Annotated in this window: 13 protein-coding genes; 2 read left to right on the top strand and 11 right to left on the bottom strand. The window is 68.9% G+C overall.

Translation table 11 applies throughout. The annotated features are described in order from the left end of the window. Positions 1-84 precede the first annotated feature (84 nt). On the top strand, positions 85-729 hold the full coding sequence (locus tag GVY64_RS19430; protein ID WP_159843364.1) for a cysteine hydrolase family protein: 645 nt from the start codon (positions 85-87) through the stop codon (positions 727-729). A gap of 39 nt (positions 730-768) precedes the next feature. Here GVY64_RS19430 and GVY64_RS19425 read toward each other — a convergent pair whose 3' ends face one another. Genes GVY64_RS19425 through GVY64_RS19405 form a run of 5 tightly spaced genes read right to left on the bottom strand, consistent with a single transcriptional unit; the run spans position 769 to position 5,449 of the window. Then, positions 769-945 carry an antitoxin gene (locus GVY64_RS19425; protein WP_236566990.1) on the bottom strand — a complete coding sequence of 59 codons (177 nt, stop codon included), beginning with the start codon at positions 943-945 and terminating at the stop codon, positions 769-771. 43 nt (positions 946-988) lie between these two features. Then, complete coding sequence (locus GVY64_RS19420) at positions 989-3,286, bottom strand: ATP-dependent DNA ligase (protein ID WP_159843363.1); 2,298 nt, start codon at positions 3,284-3,286, stop codon at positions 989-991. Positions 3,287-3,333: 47 nt separating this feature from the next. Continuing rightward, on the bottom strand, positions 3,334-3,540 hold the full coding sequence (locus tag GVY64_RS19415; protein WP_063024726.1) for an antitoxin: 207 nt from the start codon (positions 3,538-3,540) through the stop codon (positions 3,334-3,336). Between the two features lie 38 nt (positions 3,541-3,578). Next, on the bottom strand, positions 3,579-4,721 hold the full coding sequence (locus GVY64_RS19410) for an MBL fold metallo-hydrolase (protein ID WP_442939605.1): 1,143 nt from the start codon (positions 4,719-4,721) through the stop codon (positions 3,579-3,581). Further along, complete coding sequence (locus GVY64_RS19405; protein WP_159843361.1) at positions 4,721-5,449, bottom strand: enoyl-CoA hydratase; 729 nt, start codon at positions 5,447-5,449, stop codon at positions 4,721-4,723. Before GVY64_RS19405 ends, GVY64_RS19410 begins: the two co-directional genes overlap by 1 nt. Before the next feature lie 89 nt (positions 5,450-5,538). Between GVY64_RS19405 and GVY64_RS19400 the strand changes: the two genes are divergently transcribed. Continuing rightward, entirely contained in the window at positions 5,539-6,642 is a 1,104-nt protein-coding gene (locus GVY64_RS19400) for an NAD(P)-binding domain-containing protein (RefSeq protein WP_159843360.1), read from the top strand. 20 nt (positions 6,643-6,662) lie between these two features. On the opposite strand, the gene GVY64_RS19395 is transcribed toward GVY64_RS19400, so the two are convergent. The 6 genes from GVY64_RS19395 to GVY64_RS19370 all read right to left on the bottom strand — a co-directional run bounded on the left by GVY64_RS19395 (position 6,663) and on the right by GVY64_RS19370 (position 14,509). Continuing rightward, on the bottom strand, positions 6,663-7,520 hold the full coding sequence (locus GVY64_RS19395) for an aldo/keto reductase (RefSeq protein WP_159843359.1): 858 nt from the start codon (positions 7,518-7,520) through the stop codon (positions 6,663-6,665). Between the two features lie 100 nt (positions 7,521-7,620). After that, a complete protein-coding gene (locus tag GVY64_RS19390; protein WP_159843358.1) occupies positions 7,621-9,213 on the bottom strand; it encodes an acetyl-coenzyme A carboxylase carboxyl transferase subunits beta/alpha in 1,593 nt (530 codons plus the stop codon). Positions 9,214-9,264: 51 nt separating this feature from the next. Next, a complete protein-coding gene (locus tag GVY64_RS19385; RefSeq protein ID WP_174186021.1) occupies positions 9,265-9,867 on the bottom strand; it encodes a GTP-binding protein in 603 nt (200 codons plus the stop codon). Continuing rightward, complete coding sequence (locus GVY64_RS19380; RefSeq protein WP_014981573.1) at positions 9,848-10,222, bottom strand: DUF742 domain-containing protein; 375 nt, start codon at positions 10,220-10,222, stop codon at positions 9,848-9,850. Before GVY64_RS19380 ends, GVY64_RS19385 begins: the two co-directional genes overlap by 20 nt. Before the next feature lie 7 nt (positions 10,223-10,229). Continuing rightward, complete coding sequence (locus GVY64_RS19375; protein WP_011207200.1) at positions 10,230-10,643, bottom strand: roadblock/LC7 domain-containing protein; 414 nt, start codon at positions 10,641-10,643, stop codon at positions 10,230-10,232. Continuing rightward, complete coding sequence (locus tag GVY64_RS19370; RefSeq protein WP_159843357.1) at positions 10,640-14,509, bottom strand: sensor histidine kinase; 3,870 nt, start codon at positions 14,507-14,509, stop codon at positions 10,640-10,642. Before GVY64_RS19370 ends, GVY64_RS19375 begins: the two co-directional genes overlap by 4 nt. Positions 14,510-14,733 lie beyond the last annotated feature (224 nt).

Raw genomic sequence — 14,733 nt, 5'->3', positions numbered from 1 at the left:
GCCAAAACGCCCCCAGCGCAATCGAATAGCTGTCCGGGGTCACCCCCCTCGCAGCGCGAGCGCAACGAACAGGAGTAGCCGAGCATGCGGCATGGCAACGGACTGGACATCCCCGAGGGACTCGCCGACGTGTGCGCCCCGGACCGAATGGCGGTGATCGTCTACGACATGCAGGTCGGCGTGCTCAGCCAGTTGCCGGACGGGCCGGAGATCATCGAGCGCGTGGTCGGCGTGGTCGACGCGGCGCGCTCGGGCGGCTACCCCGTGGTCTTCCTGCGCCATTTCTTCCTGCCCGAACGCCTGAGCGGAACCTTCGCGCTGCGCATGGCCATGAGCTGGCAGCAAGTGGATTCGGTGGACGAGGTGCGCTTCATCCTGCAGCGCGACACTCCGGCCTTCGAACTGGTTCCCGAGCTGCGGCCGCGCACGGACGAGGTGGTGTTCGACAAGACGTCGATGTCGGCCTTCGAAGGGACTCCGCTGGCCTCGATGCTGCGCGACCTGCGCATCGGCGCCTACGCCATCGCGGGCGTCGCGCTGGAGATCGGCATCGCCCCCACGGTCACGCATTCCACCGATCTCGGCTTCGTGCCGGTGGTGATCAGCGATGCGGTGGGCGGCCGGGACAAGGAGGCCATGGCGCGGGCTTACGCCGACTTCGAGTTCCAGGGCCACGCACTGGTGACCGACATCGCGACCATCACACCGCTGCTCGCCGGCGCCAACTGACCCGACGGGACCCGGCCACGGCCGGGTCCCGTTCGACGCTCACTGCTCCCGCAAGGCTTTCTTGGCCGCGTCCTGGGCGGCGTCGACCTGGCTTGCGAACTTCTTGCCCGTCTTCTCGTCGACGAGATCGCCCGCCTTGTCGATCACCGCGTCCAGCTTGTCCGCGTTCTTCTGGGCCAAGTCCATCGCCTTGCCCGCCAGGTTCTTGAAGTCCACCGTGCACTCCTCGTCTCGCGCTGAGAACCACCGCGAGACAACCCTACCCAGCACCGAGCCACGCCGGGTGCCACAACCGGCCCGTCTCGGTCCAGTTCATGAAGCGCACGGTGCCACCGAGTTTCGGCGTCACCCACACCGCTTCCTTGCGTTCCTCGGCGGTCAGGTCGTTGTCGAACGGCGATGTCTTGCGTTCCAGCGGGCGCAGCCGCGCGGCCAGCGCCCGCAGGTCCGAGTCGTCGAACCCGGTGCCGACCCGTCCGACGTAGACCAGCCGCCCGTCGTGCGGAATGCCGACCAGCAAGGACTTGAATTCCCGCGCCGAGCTGCGCCGCCATCCGCCGATCAGCACCCGCTGCGTGCGCCAGTTGCGCTGCTTCACCCAGGCATGCCCGCGCTTGCCCGGCAGATACACCGAGTCCTTGCGCTTGGCGACCACACCTTCGAGCCCGTGCTGCTGGCTGTAGCGCAAGGCGTCGGCGCCCGAGCCGTCCAGGCGCGGGGGCACGACCAGCGACGGCGCGTTGGCGGCGAGCGCCTCCAGCACCCTGCGGCGGTCGGCGTAGCGCTTGCGCAGCAGCGAGGTGCCGTCCAGGTACAGCACGTCGAAAGCGACGAACACCGCCCGCGCCGCATCGGCCTGCAACAGACCCAGGTTCGCGACGCCGTGATCGTCGAAAACGACGGCCTCACCATCCAGCACCACCTGATGTCCGGACAACTCCCGCCGCAACGCCGCGATGCCGGGATAGCGGTCGGTCACGACGTGGCCCGCCCGGCTGCGCAGCGTCATCGCGCCGGACTCGATCTCGGCGATCAGCCGGAAGCCGTCCCACTTGGTCTCGAAGCACCACTCGGCGGCGCCGAGTTCGGCGACGTCACCGTGCGTCGCGAGCATCGGTGACAGACCGCGTGGCAGCGGCGCGGGCCCGCCGGACGGACGGATGATCCGGCCCTGCGGTTCGTCCGGCTCCTCCTCCTGCTGTTCGGCTCCGTTCTGTGCACGCATCACATGCATCAGCCATTGGTTGCCGTTGGTCTGGATCAGCGCGTACCGGCCGGTGAGCCGCCTGCCGTGGAAGCGAACGATGACCTCGTCGTCGCGCCACTTCTCGGTCTCGTAGGTGCCGGAGTCCCAGATCGTCATCTCGCCCCCGCCGTACTCGCCCTTCGGGATGGCGCCGTGGAAGTCGAGATACTCCATCGGATGGTCCTCGGTGTGCACGGCGAGGCGGTTCTGCTCGGGCGAGGTCGGCGGGCCCTTCGGCACCGCCCAGGACACCAGCACCCCGTCGCGCTCCAGCCGCACATCCCAGTGCAGGCGCCGCGCGTGATGCTCTTGCACGACGTAGCGATTGTTCTCCCCCGGCGCGGGCGCCTGCGCCGGAACCGGCTCGGGCGTGCGGGACGGGTCGCGCATCGAGCGGTACTTCGTCAACGCGTCGGAAGCAGCCCCGGACGAATCGCCCTGCGCCGGTGCGGTATCCAGTTCGGCGAGCAGATCGCCGTCGGAACGGTATCTGGCCAGCACCTCGTCGAACCGCAACTGCCGCAGCTTCTCGGGATTCTCGATCTCCTCCCAAGTGCGTGGCGCAGCGGCATTCGGCTCCGGCCGCCCCCGCATCGAGTAGGGCGCGATGGTGGTCTTCGCGGCGTTGTTCTGGCTCCAGTCCAAGAAGACCTTGCCGCCGCGCGCCGCCTTCGCCATCGTCGCCGTGACCAGGTCCGGACGCAGCCGTTGCAGATTCGTGGCCACCTGTTTCGCCACCGTGGACGCGCCGTCGGAGCTCAGGTCGCGATCCAGCGGCACATACAGGTGGATGCCCTTGCTGCCACTGGTCACCGGGAAGGCGCGCAGGCCGATGCCCTCGACCATCTCGCGCACCGCCAGCGCCACCTCGGCGCATTCGGCGAGCCCGATCCCCTCCCCGGGATCCAGATCGAAGACCAACCTGGTCGCAGGACCCATGTCGGCACCGTCGAATCGCCACTGCGGCACATGGACTTCCAACGCGGCCTGCTGCGCCAGCCAAGCCAGTCCCGCCTCGGAATCGATCAGCGGGTAGACGACCTTGCGATCGGAATGCCGCAAGGCCCGCCGCTCGATCCACGACGGGGCATGCGACGGGAGATTCTTCTCGAAGAAGGACGGCTCATCGACGCCGTTCGGCCAGCGCTTGCGGGTCACCGCCCGCCCGGCGATGTGCGGAAGCATGGCGGGCGCGATCGCCGAATAGTAGGCGACCACTTCGCCTTTCGTGGTTCCGGTGGCCGGGTACAGCACCTTGTCGAGGTTGCTCAGGTCAACCTCGATACCACCGAACTCGCGGCGGGCCGCCATATCCGAAGTGTAGCGGCGGAGACCCGGCGGAGGTCTCCGCCGCGGACTCAGGCGTGCGGCCCGGACTGATCGGGCGGAACCACCTTCTTGGCGGCCTCCTTGCCCTTGGCGATCTTGTCCGTGTACTTGCCGTGTGTCTTCTGGTCGATGAAATCACCGGCCTTGTCGACCGCGTGGTTGATCTTGTCGGCGTTCTTGGCCGCCGCGTCCTTCCCCTTGTCGACCAGGCCTTTGACCGTATCCGCGAAGCTCATCGCCGTGATCCTTCCTGTCGCCAACTATCCGGAGTGCTTCACCCGATATTCTCCCACCAAGAATCCGCAGGTGGGGCGCTCGACGGGTTTACACGTTCGCCGGGCATCGGCACCGCGACACCCGTGCCCGCCGCTTGCGCCGCGGCCACCATCCGCGCGACCGGCTCCGACCAGCCGTGGAAGGCGAGATTGAAGGTGGCCCAGTGTATGGGCACCAGCAGTCCGTGACCGGGATTCCCGCCACACAGGTCGGCGTGTGCCCGGACCGCCTCCTCGGGGTTCATATGCACATCCGGCCAGCGCTCGTCGTAGGCGCCGATCGGCAGCAGCGTCAGATCGAACGGGCCGAGCGCCGCGCCGGCCTCGGCGAACGCCTTCGTGAAGCCGGTGTCGCCGCCGAAGTACACCCGCCGGGTCGGGCCGACGATCGACCACGAGGCCCACAGCGTGGTGTTGCGCAGCAGGCCGCGTCCAGAGAAGTGCCGAGCCTCCGTGCAGGTGAGCACCAGATCGGCGCCGTCACGGCCCCGGCCGAGGTCGGTGAGCGACACCGAACCGCCCCAGTCCAATTCGACGATGCGTTCGTCCGGGACACCCCAGTGCCGCAAGTGGGCGCCGATGCCGATCGGAACGAGGAACGGCGTGTCCTGGCGTGCCACCAATTCCCGGACGGTCTCCTTGTCCAGGTGGTCGTAATGGTCGTGCGAGATGATCACCGCGTCGATCGGAGGCAGATCGGCCAGCGGCTGCGGCACCGGATGCATGCGCGCGGGTCCGACCAGCGGCGACGGCGAAACCCGCTCGCTCCATACCGGATCGGTGAGAATCCGGTACCCGTCGACCTCGACCAGCGTCGTGGCGTGGCCGTACCAGGTGACGGCCAGAGCGGCCGCCTCGGCCGGCGGCTGCGGGGTCCGCAGTGGGACCGGACCCCGCGGTCTGCCCGCATTGCGCCGGGTCAGTGCCGAGACCAGCAGCGAGGGAGCCGAACCCGCCACCACCTGGTTACTGGGCTCGGTGTTGTGGAACTGGCGGTCGCGATAGGTGGCCGCGCCCACCGCGTACGGCTGGATGGCCGAGATCGAGGCGCCCATCGCCGACGGGATGTCCCACACCGCCCGGACCAGCCAGGTGATGCCGAGCGCGCCCGCCGCGGCGCCCGCGACGCGTCTGATGCCCATCATCGCCCCACAAACTTCGCCGGGCGCTTTTCCTGTCTGGCCAAACGACCCTCCTTGGCATCCTCGCTCGTCCACGCGGCCTCCAGGGCCGCGCGCTGCTGCGCGGTCTCCGGATCGCGCGTTCCGTCATCATTGAGCACCAGCTTCATGTGGCGCAGGGACAACGGGGCCAATGCCGCGATCTGCTTGGCCCAGGCCTGCGCGTCGGCCACCGTGCCGATCCGGTTGGCGAACCCGAAGGTATAGGCGTCCTCGGCCGGGATCTGCTCGGCGCCCAGCAACACCGTGCGCGCCGGACCGCCGCCGATCAGGGCGGCCAGCCTGCGCACGGTCCAGCGATCCACGCTGATGCCCAGTTTCGCCGCCGGCACCGCGATGTACGCCTCCGGTGCGATCACCCGCAGGTCCGAAGCGAGCGCCAACTGCACGCCCGCGCCGATCGCAGCGCCGTTGATCGCCGAAATCACCGGGATCGGCGCCGATTCGATCGTGTGCAGCGTTTCCAGCAACCCGGACAGGAAATCGTCGGAGTACACCCCGGACAGATCGGCGCCCGCACTGAACACCGGGCCGTGCCCGGTCAAGACGATGACGCGCGCCTGGTCGGCGACAGCGGCGAGCACGGCCTCGCGCAGCAGTGTCACGAGTTCGTGGTTGAGCGCGTTGCGGCGCTCTTCCCGCTGAAGTTCGATGGTGACCACGTCACCGTCCCGGCTGACCCCGAGCATGCGACCTCCCCGACTGAACGGTCCGTCTGATCTTTTCACTCTGCCACAGCGGACCGTCTGTTCCGCGCCGGGCGATACGATCACCGGCTGTGCCGACCGACTTCGACATCCTGGTGATCGGCGCTGGTCAGGCGGGACTGTCGGCCGGTTATCACCTCCAACGCCTCGGGTTGCGCCCCGAGCGGCACTTCCTGCTGGTCGACCGGTCTCCCGGTCCCGGCGGCGCGTGGCAGTTCCGCTGGCCCTCCCTCACCCTCGACACGGTCAACCGCGTGCACGATCTGCCCGGTATGTCGTTCGCCGCGACCTTGCCGCCGGGGTCGTCCTCCGTGCCCGCGGCCTCGGCGGTGCCGCACTACTACGAGCTGTACGAGAAGCGGTTCGACCTGCGGGTGCACCGGCAGGTCTCGGTCACCGTGGTCTGTGACCGCACGGAGGACGGCGCTGCGGGCGCACGCGGCACGGTGCTCGACGCGGAGACCGACGTGGCGGGTCCGTTCCGGATACGCGGCCTGATCAACTGCACCGGCACCTGGGAGCATCCGTTCGTTCCGCACTATCCCGGAGCGCAGACCTTCGCGGGCCGTCAGCTGCACACCCGCGACTACCGCAGTGCCGAGGAATTCGCGGGCGAGCACGTCGTGGTGGTCGGCGGCGGCATCTCGGCGGTCCAGCTGCTCGACGAGATCTCCCACGTCACCACCACGACCTGGGTCACGCGGACACCGCCGCGCTTCCGCGAAGGCGCCTTCACCGAGGAGGACGGGCGAGCCGCGGTCGCGATGGTCGAGGACCGGGTGCGGCGGGGGTTGCCGCCGGGATCGGTGGTCTCGGTCACCGGCCTGCCGCTCGACGACCGGTTACGCGCGGCGCGGGCTCGCGGCGTACTCACCCGCCTGCCCATGTTCGAGCATATCGAGCCCGACGGCGTGCGATGGGCCGACGGGACCTTCCAGCGGGCGGACGTGATCCTGTGGGCAACGGGGTTCCGCAGCGCGCTGGACCACCTGGCGCCACTGCGATTGCGTGGACCCGGCGGCGGCGTCACGATGTCGGGACGACTGGCCACCCAGGTGGCCGCCGATCCGCGCATCCATCTGATCGGCTACGGACCGTCGGCCAGCACGGTCGGCGCCAATCGCGCGGGACGCGCGGCGGCGCTCGAACTCACCGAACATCTCGGACTGCGCTGACCCACCGCCGACCGGAATCGTCAGTCGATCAGGCCCATGGTGAACGTGTCCGGATCTCCTCCGGTGCGCGAACCGGTGTCCAGCGCGGTGATCGCGTCCATCTGCGCCGCGGTCAGCTCGAAGCCGAACACGTCGAAGTTCTCCGCGATCCGCGACGGCGTCACCGACTTCGGGATGACGACGTTGCCCAGTTGCAGATGCCAGCGAATGATCACTTGCGCCGGAGTGCGGCCGACCTCGGCGGCCACCGCGGTGACGGCGCTTTCGTCGAGCACCGTGCCTTGTCCGAGCGGGCTCCACGCCTCGGTGGCGATCGCGTTGGCGGCGTGGAATTCGCGCAACTCGGGTTGCGCCAGCCGCGGGTGCAGCTCGATCTGGTTCACCGCCGGGATCTCACCGGTCTCGGCGATGAGCCGCTGGAGATGCGCGACCGTGAAGTTCGAGACTCCGATCGACCGCACCCGGCCCTGCGACTTCAGCGCCTGGAAGGCGCGGAAGGTGTCCACGAAGCGGTCGGCCGCGGCCACCGGCCAGTGGATGAGGTAGAGGTCGAGGTAGTCCAAGCCGAGCCGCTGCAGACTGGCGTCGAACGCGCGCAGCGTGGCGTCGTAACCCTGGTCGGAATTCCACAGCTTGGTGGTGACGTAGATCTCGTCGCGGGGCAGGCCGGATTCCCGGATCGCACGGCCGGTGCCCTCTTCGTTTCCGTAGATCGCAGCGGTATCTATGCTGCGGTAGCCAACCTCGAGCGCGGTGGTGACGACCGGGAAGACGTCCTCGGCGGGTACCTGGAACACGCCGAAGCCGAGCTGCGGGATCACGTTCCCGTCGTTCAGCACGATCGAGGGAACGGTGCTGGTCTCGCTTTTGAAGGTCACATTCCGACGGTAGAAGTGCGGCGGCGAACCGTCAATCACGCCCTCGGGTGTGTTGGCTTGCAATTTGCTGGGAAAGGGCGGGTAAGGGCTGTGCCGCCGGTCAGCTGGTCGGGCCGGGCAAGCCGAGCCGCCGGTACCGCGCCTGTCGCGCCGCGAGCAACTCCGCGTCCGGCCGGGCGCGCAATGCCGCCAGCTCGTGCGCGATCGCGGCGACCATGCGGCGGGCGAAGTCCACCGGCTCGTCCGCCGCGTCGGGCAACTCCGGCACGATCCGGTCTACGACACCGTCGTCCAGCAGGTCGGCGGCACTGATCCGTTGTGCCGCAGCTAGTTCCGCCGCATGATCGGTGTCGCGGAAGACGATGGCGCTCGCGCCCTCCGGCGGCAGGGGGGCCAGCCAGGCGTGCGTGGCGGCGAGCACCCGGTCGGCGGGCAGCAGCGCCAGCGCGCCACCACCGGTGCCCTGGCCGAGCAGCACCGAGACAGTCGGGGTATCCAGTGTCACCAGGTCCGCGATGCAACGGGCGATCTCAGGCGCCAGCCCGCGCTCTTCGGCTTCCTTCGACAGCGCCGCGCCCACCGTGTCGATGACCAACACCAGCGGCAGCCGCAACTCCTGAGCAAGCGCCATACTGCGCCGCGCCTCCCGTAGCGCGGCCGGGCCCATGGTGTTCTCGCCCTGTTGGCCACGCCGGTCGTGCCCGAACACCACGCACGGCTGCCCGCGGAAACGGCCGAGGGCGAGCACGGCAGTGCGATCGGATTCTCCCTGACCGGTGCCGCTGAGCGGAACTCGTTGCGTCACATGACGTAACAGATCTCGGATGCCTGGACGCTGCGGGCGGCGGGAGATCAGAACCGACTGCCACACCCGATTGCCCTCGGCGGCGATCCGCGGCTCGTCGAGCTGATGTCGTTCTGCCCCGGAGACATTCGCATCCGGGACGCGATCCGTCACCGATGACTCAGGCGGCGTCGCGATTTGATCCGAATTCCGCTGTGTCGCAGCGGTCTCGGGAAGTTCGACACCACTGAACACACTCAACGCGCGATGGGCGATGCGGCGGAAGACGGAGATCGTGAGAACACCGTCGATAACGCCACGCCGATACAGGTTTTCCGCGGTCTGCACGCCTTCTGGGAAAGGCTTGCCGTACAAGGCCTGGTAGACCCGTGGACCGAGAAAGCCGATGAGCGCCCCGGGTTCGGCGAAAGTGATGTGGCCCAATGACCCCCACGACGCGAAGACGCCGCCCATCGTGGGGTTGCGCAGGTAGACGACGTAGGGGTGCCCCGCCGACTTGTGCGCCGCCACCGCTCCCGCGATCTTCACCATCTGCACGAAGGCGACGGTGCCCTCCTGCATTCTGGTCCCGCCGGAGGTCGGCGAGGCGACCAGCGGCAGCCCGAGCTCGGTGGCGCGCTCCACCGCCGAGACGATCCGCTCCGCCGCCGCCACGCCGACCGAGCCGGCCAGGAAACCGAACTCGCAGGCGATCACGGCCACGCGCCGACCACGCAGCAACCCTTCGCCGGTCAGCACCGATTCGTCGGTGCCTGCCGCGACTGCCGCCTTCCGCAACGCATCGCGATACTGCGGGGAAGCGGCCACCGTCACCGGTGGCCGGTCCCAGCTGACGAACGAGTCCGTGTCGAGTAGTTGCTCCAGCAACTCTCGCGCCGAAGTGCGCACCGGTCGAGCCTATCCCGCTCTACCCGGCGCCCCGGCGAACCACGGGAGCACTCAGTAGCCCTGCATCACCTTGCGCAGCGCGTACTCGGTGAGCGCGACCAGCGCCTGCTTGGCCGGCTCACGACGACGAGCATCGATGGACAGGATCGGCACATCGGCGGGCACGGCGAGTGCCTGCCGGATGTCCTCGATCGGGTACCGCGGTGCGTCGTCGAATTCGTTGAGCGCCACCAAGAACGGCAGGCCGCGCGCTTCGAAGTAGTCGACGGCCGCGAAGCTGTCCTCCAGCCTGCGGGTGTCGACCAGGACGACGGCACCGATGGCGCCACGGATCAGGTCGTCCCACATGAACCAGAATCGATACTGGCCAGGCGTGCCGAACAGATACAACACCAGATCGTCGGCGAGACTGATCCGGCCGAAGTCCATCGCCACGGTGGTGGTCGACTTCATCGGGATGCCGGTCAGGTTGTCGATCCCGGCGCTGGCATTGGTGACCAAAGCCTCGGTGCGCAGCGGAACGATCTCCGAGACAGCACCGACCAACGTGGTCTTCCCGACGCCGAAGCCACCGGCGACCACGATCTTCGCCGATGTTGGCTTGCTGGTACGAGTGTCGACCTGCGCCGTCGAATCAAATACGCCGGAGTCCACTGAGAACCCTTTCGATCAGCTCGCGACGCTCATCGTCGCTGGAATCGTCTTTCAAAGTCGCCGATACGCGCACGTGCCCGGCCTCGATCAAATCGGCCACGAGCACACGGGCCACCCCGATAGGGATACCCAATCGGGCTGCTACCTCGGCAACGGACGGCGATTCTCTGCACAACTCCACGATTGACGTCTCGATGTTGGTCAGTTCGAACTGCCGCTCCAGGGCGACCGGATGCGATGCGACGAGAGCCTCCAACGCCAACTCGACCGCGGGCCTGGTTCGGCCTGCGGTCAGCGAGTATGGGCGAACGAGGCTCGGCTCGGCGCTCCCCACGCGGTGATCTTCTATGTCCATCCCACCATCAGGAACCCATCGTGACGCGTGGTGTGGCCTGAACAGTCTGGCCAACCCGCTCGACCAACAGAGCCATCTCGTAGCCGACCTGACCGATGTCACACGAAGTGTTGGTCAGCACCGCGAGATAGGAACCGTCGCCGACAGCCATGAGTAGCAGGTAACCGTGCTCCATCTCGACGACGGACTGCAGCACGGTGCCACCCTCGAACAGGTTCGAGACGCCGACTGACAGGCTCGCCAGACCGGCCGTGACGGCCGAGAGCTGTTCGGCGCGGTCGACGGGCAGCTGGGCACTCGCGGCCATGAGTAGGCCGTCCGCCGAGACCAGGACGGCATGGGCTACGCCAGGAACCTCGTTGGCAAAGTTCGAAACCAGCCAATCCAGCTGACGATTCGTACCACCTAGATCGGGGTTCATCGGTCTCCTTTATCTCCGGTTAGGTTCATTGCTCTCATTGCGCGGCCATCCCGGACGCCCTGCTGGTGACGACTCAAGCTGGACCTGATCGTTTCTGGGTCACGGCGCGGCGCCCGATCCGCCGCACCGCTGACGCCGCCGGGGACAAGCCTTCCGCCCGGATTGCGTTGCGGCAAGCCCGCCGCCGTTTTCGTCTCGGGCTGGGCCTCGCTGGCGCGGCGAGCCGCTTGCCAACCTTCGTCACCCGGCGACTCGAAGGAGGCGGCCACCTGAGACCTATCCGCGTTGGGATCCGACAGCCACGCCGACATCATCTCGGCGAAGATCGGCGTTCCGCCCATCGACGCCCCCGGCTCCTCCGCCGGCTGCAGCCTGGTCTGGAAGAACGAGGCCGTCTTGGCCGGATTGGACCGGAAGCTGTGCTTACCGGGATCGCGGCCCGGCGGCGTGGCGGGCTGCTCTCCGCTCGCGGCGTGCTGGCCACCGCGATCACGCTGCGGCAGTGCGATGCCCGGCGGCACCGGCTGGCGCTGCGGCGCTTGGGCGCCCGGCTGCCGCTGCGGCAGACCGGTGAGACCGCTCTCGCGCTGCGGCGGACCCGACGGTGCGGGCGGACGCTGCGGTAGACCGTTCACGGCGCCGGGCTCGCGCTGCGGCAGACCACCCGCCGACTCACGCTGCGGCAAACCGCTCGCGGCCGAGTCCCGTTGCGGCAGGCCGTTGACGGCGGGCAGCGCACCGGAGCCCGGCTCACGCTGCGGCAAGCCGTTCCCCGACGCATGCTGCGGAAGATGGTGGGCGCCGGAATCCCGCTGCGGGAAACCACTGCCCGGTTCACGCTGCGGCAGACCACCGGGTGCGGCGTCGCGCTGCGGAAGGTTCGGCGCCGGCTGCCGCGGCGGCAGACCGGTGGAGCCCGGCTCGCGCTGCGGCAAACCACCCAACGCCGACTCACGCGACGGCAAACCGGTCGAGCCCGGCTCACGCGACGGCAAACCACTCGCGCCCGACTCGCGCTGCGGCAAACCACCCAACGCCGACTCACGCGACGGCAAACCGGTCGAGCCCGACTCACGCGACGGCAAACCACTCGCGCCCGACTCACGCTGCGGCAAACCACCCAACGCCGACTCACGCGACGGCAGACCACCCAACGCCGACTCACGCGACGGCAGACCACCCGAGGTCGGCTCGCGCTGCGGCAGACCACCTGTCGCCGACTCACGCTGCGGCACACCGTTCGCACCCGGCTGCCGCTGGGGTAGGCCGGTCGGACCCGGCTCACGCGACGGCAGGCCACCCGCCGACTCACGCTGCGGCAGGCTACCGGAGGCGGACTCGCGCTGCGGAAGACCACTCAGACCGGACTCCCGCTGGGGAAGGCCACTCGCCGCATCGCGCTGCGGCAGGCCGTTCGACGCGTCCCGCGACGGCGCTCCATTGGTGCCGGGCTGGCGCTGCGGAAGGCCGGTGCTCGGCTGCGGCACACCATTGGCGCCCGGCTGACGCACGGGCAGTTCGCCGGAGCTCGGATCCCGCGGCGGCAGTCCGGTACCGGACTGCTCCGCGGGACCACCGGGCTGGCGCGGCGGCGGACCGCCGGGGCTGAGGGTGCGCTTGGGCAGATTGGCCGCGGCGAGCTTGCCCCGCTGCGGACCGCTCGGCGCAGGCTGTCCCGACGCGGGCCGCAGGCTCGTCGCCGACTGCTGCGTCTCGGAGCGCATGCCCGACGACGACATCGCCGAACCCGGCTGCCGCTGCGGCAGTCCGCCGGGACCGGTGGGGATCGGCCCGCTGGGCGAGCCGGTGGGCTTGGCGCTGGCGGCCGGAATCGGACCGCTCACCCCGGGATCGACAGTGACCATGACATTGCCCCCAGGAGTCCGCTGGACGGCCCGCATCTGCATAGACGACGGCGCCGACGGACGCTGTGGAGCGGCGGCCTGCGGCGAAGGCTGCGGGGTGACGGGCTGCCCCGCGCTCGGCTTGCCCGCGACGATCAATCCGACCGGCACGTGCACGGTCACCGTCACGCCGGGATCGCGCGCGGTGTCGAAGGTCGGGCGCAACCGCACGGTGAGACCGTGCCGCTCGGCCAGCCTGCCGACCACGAACAGGCCCATGTGGCGGGCCGTGTCCGGGCCCGGCTCGGCGGTCTGCTCCAAGCGGCGGTTGATGTCGGCCATCTCGGCGGGCGGCATACCGATGCCGCGGTCGGCCACCTCGATGAGCAGGCCCTGATCGTGCGCCTGCGCGAAGGTGAACTTGACGTCGGTCTCCGGCGGCGAGGCACGCAGCGCGTTGTCCAGCAGCTCGGCGAACAGGTGCGCGAGATCGGAGGCGGCGGGTTCCTTGAGCGAGCCGCGCGGCGTGGCGCCGAGCTTCACGCGCTCGTAGTCTTCGACCTCGGAGATCGCGGCGCGCAGCACGTCGGCGATCTCCACCGGGGCGGACTTGGCGCGCCGCTGCCTGGTACCGGCGAGAATCAGCAGGTTGTCGCCGTTACGGCGCATGCGGGCGGCGAGATGGTCCAGCCGGAAGAGGTTCTCCAGCAGGCGCGGGTCCTTCTCGTCGTACTCCATCGCCTCGATGAGGGTGAGCTGATGGTCGACGAGCGATTTGGACCGCCGCGCCAGGGTCTCGAACATGTCGTTGACCTGCGAACGCATCTTCGCCTGGTCACTCGCAAGACGCAGCGCCTGGCCGTGGATGTCGTCGACGGCGCGGGCCAGCTGACCGATCTCCTCGGTGCTGCGCACCGGCATCGGCTCCAGCGGCACCTCTTCCGGCGACGCGCCGTTGCGGAGCTGGGCGACCTCGTGCGGCAGGTCGCTCTCGGCCACCCGCAGCGCGGCCAAACGCAGCCGGTGCAGCGGCACGATCATCGAGCGGGCCACGAAGACCGCGAGCAGCAGCGCGGCGAGGATGGTCGCGATGACGACCGCGGTGTAGGTCCACGCGTCGCGCTGGGCGGTGGTCACCAGCGAGTGCATCGCGGAGTCGATGTCCTTGGTCGCCTTGCCGACGACGTGTTCGTAGACCGCGAGGCTGTCGGTCAGCGACTTCTTCAGGTCGCCGACGGGGAGCTGGCCCGCCTGCGACTGCGGGCTGGTGAGCAGCGCGATTCTGGTGTCGATGCCCGCGCGCAGGTCCGCGATGGAGGTGTCGCCGTCGGAGAAACGGTGCGCGAGCACGTTGAGCAGCGCGCGCTCGGTGTTCGAGGCGATGAGGAAGTTCTGGACGCCGGCCTGCTGGGAGCGCAGCACCTCGGGGAAGGCGGCGAGCTCGCTGACCAGGGTGGCGCGGGTGTTGAGCGAGTCGACCAGCCGCAGCTTGGCCGCGTCCACGGCGGTGTCGCTGACCTGGCCGACCGTGGTCTCGACGATCCGGACGCTGTCGTTGCGGACGCGGTCGATCAACGCGAGGGTGTCCGCGGGCGGGCCGGTGGAGACCGATTTGCCCTGGGCACGCACGCCCTTGGCCTGGGTGAGCATGCTGTCGATGGCCTCGCGCGCGCCGGGCACGCCGTCGAGTTTGGCGACCGCCTTCTCGGCGTTGGCGATCGCCTTGTCCAGATCCGCGAGGTTCTGGTCGGTCACCACGGACTGGTTGGTCCCCAGCGAGATCATCTGCGAGCCCGCGGTGGTGGCGGTCTGCGCGCTGAGCGCGGTGACCGATGGGATCGCGGCGACGTTCTCCGAGATGTCGGCGAGCCGGTTCGACTCCGCGAACTCCGACGAGATCCTGGACACGCCGAGCCCGACCGCGACCGCCAGAGGCACGGCGAGTACCGCCGTCACCTTCCAGCGCAGGTCCCAGTTGCCCAGAGCCCAGCGGCTGCTGCCGGACCTAGCGGCGTCACGCATCTCCCACTCACTTTCCAAACTGGCCTCTACCACGCGCCATCAACCGAACCTCCACATTCGCGTGCTTGGCTCGACAGGTGGAGCTGGCCGAGAGCTGCGGCTGGCCGAGAAATTGCGTCTACGACGGCCCAAATAAGTGACATCAGATTCTAACGGATCAATAACTTCTTGGGTGACTGGGCGTGATGTCGCGATCATTGACCTGCCGGTTCCAGGCAAAACCA

The organism is Nocardia sp. CY41, from assembly GCF_009829325.1.
GTDB lineage: Bacteria > Actinomycetota > Actinomycetes > Mycobacteriales > Mycobacteriaceae > Nocardia.
Note: the sequence above shows the minus strand (reverse complement) of the source record. Positions and strands in the feature narration are given on the sequence as shown.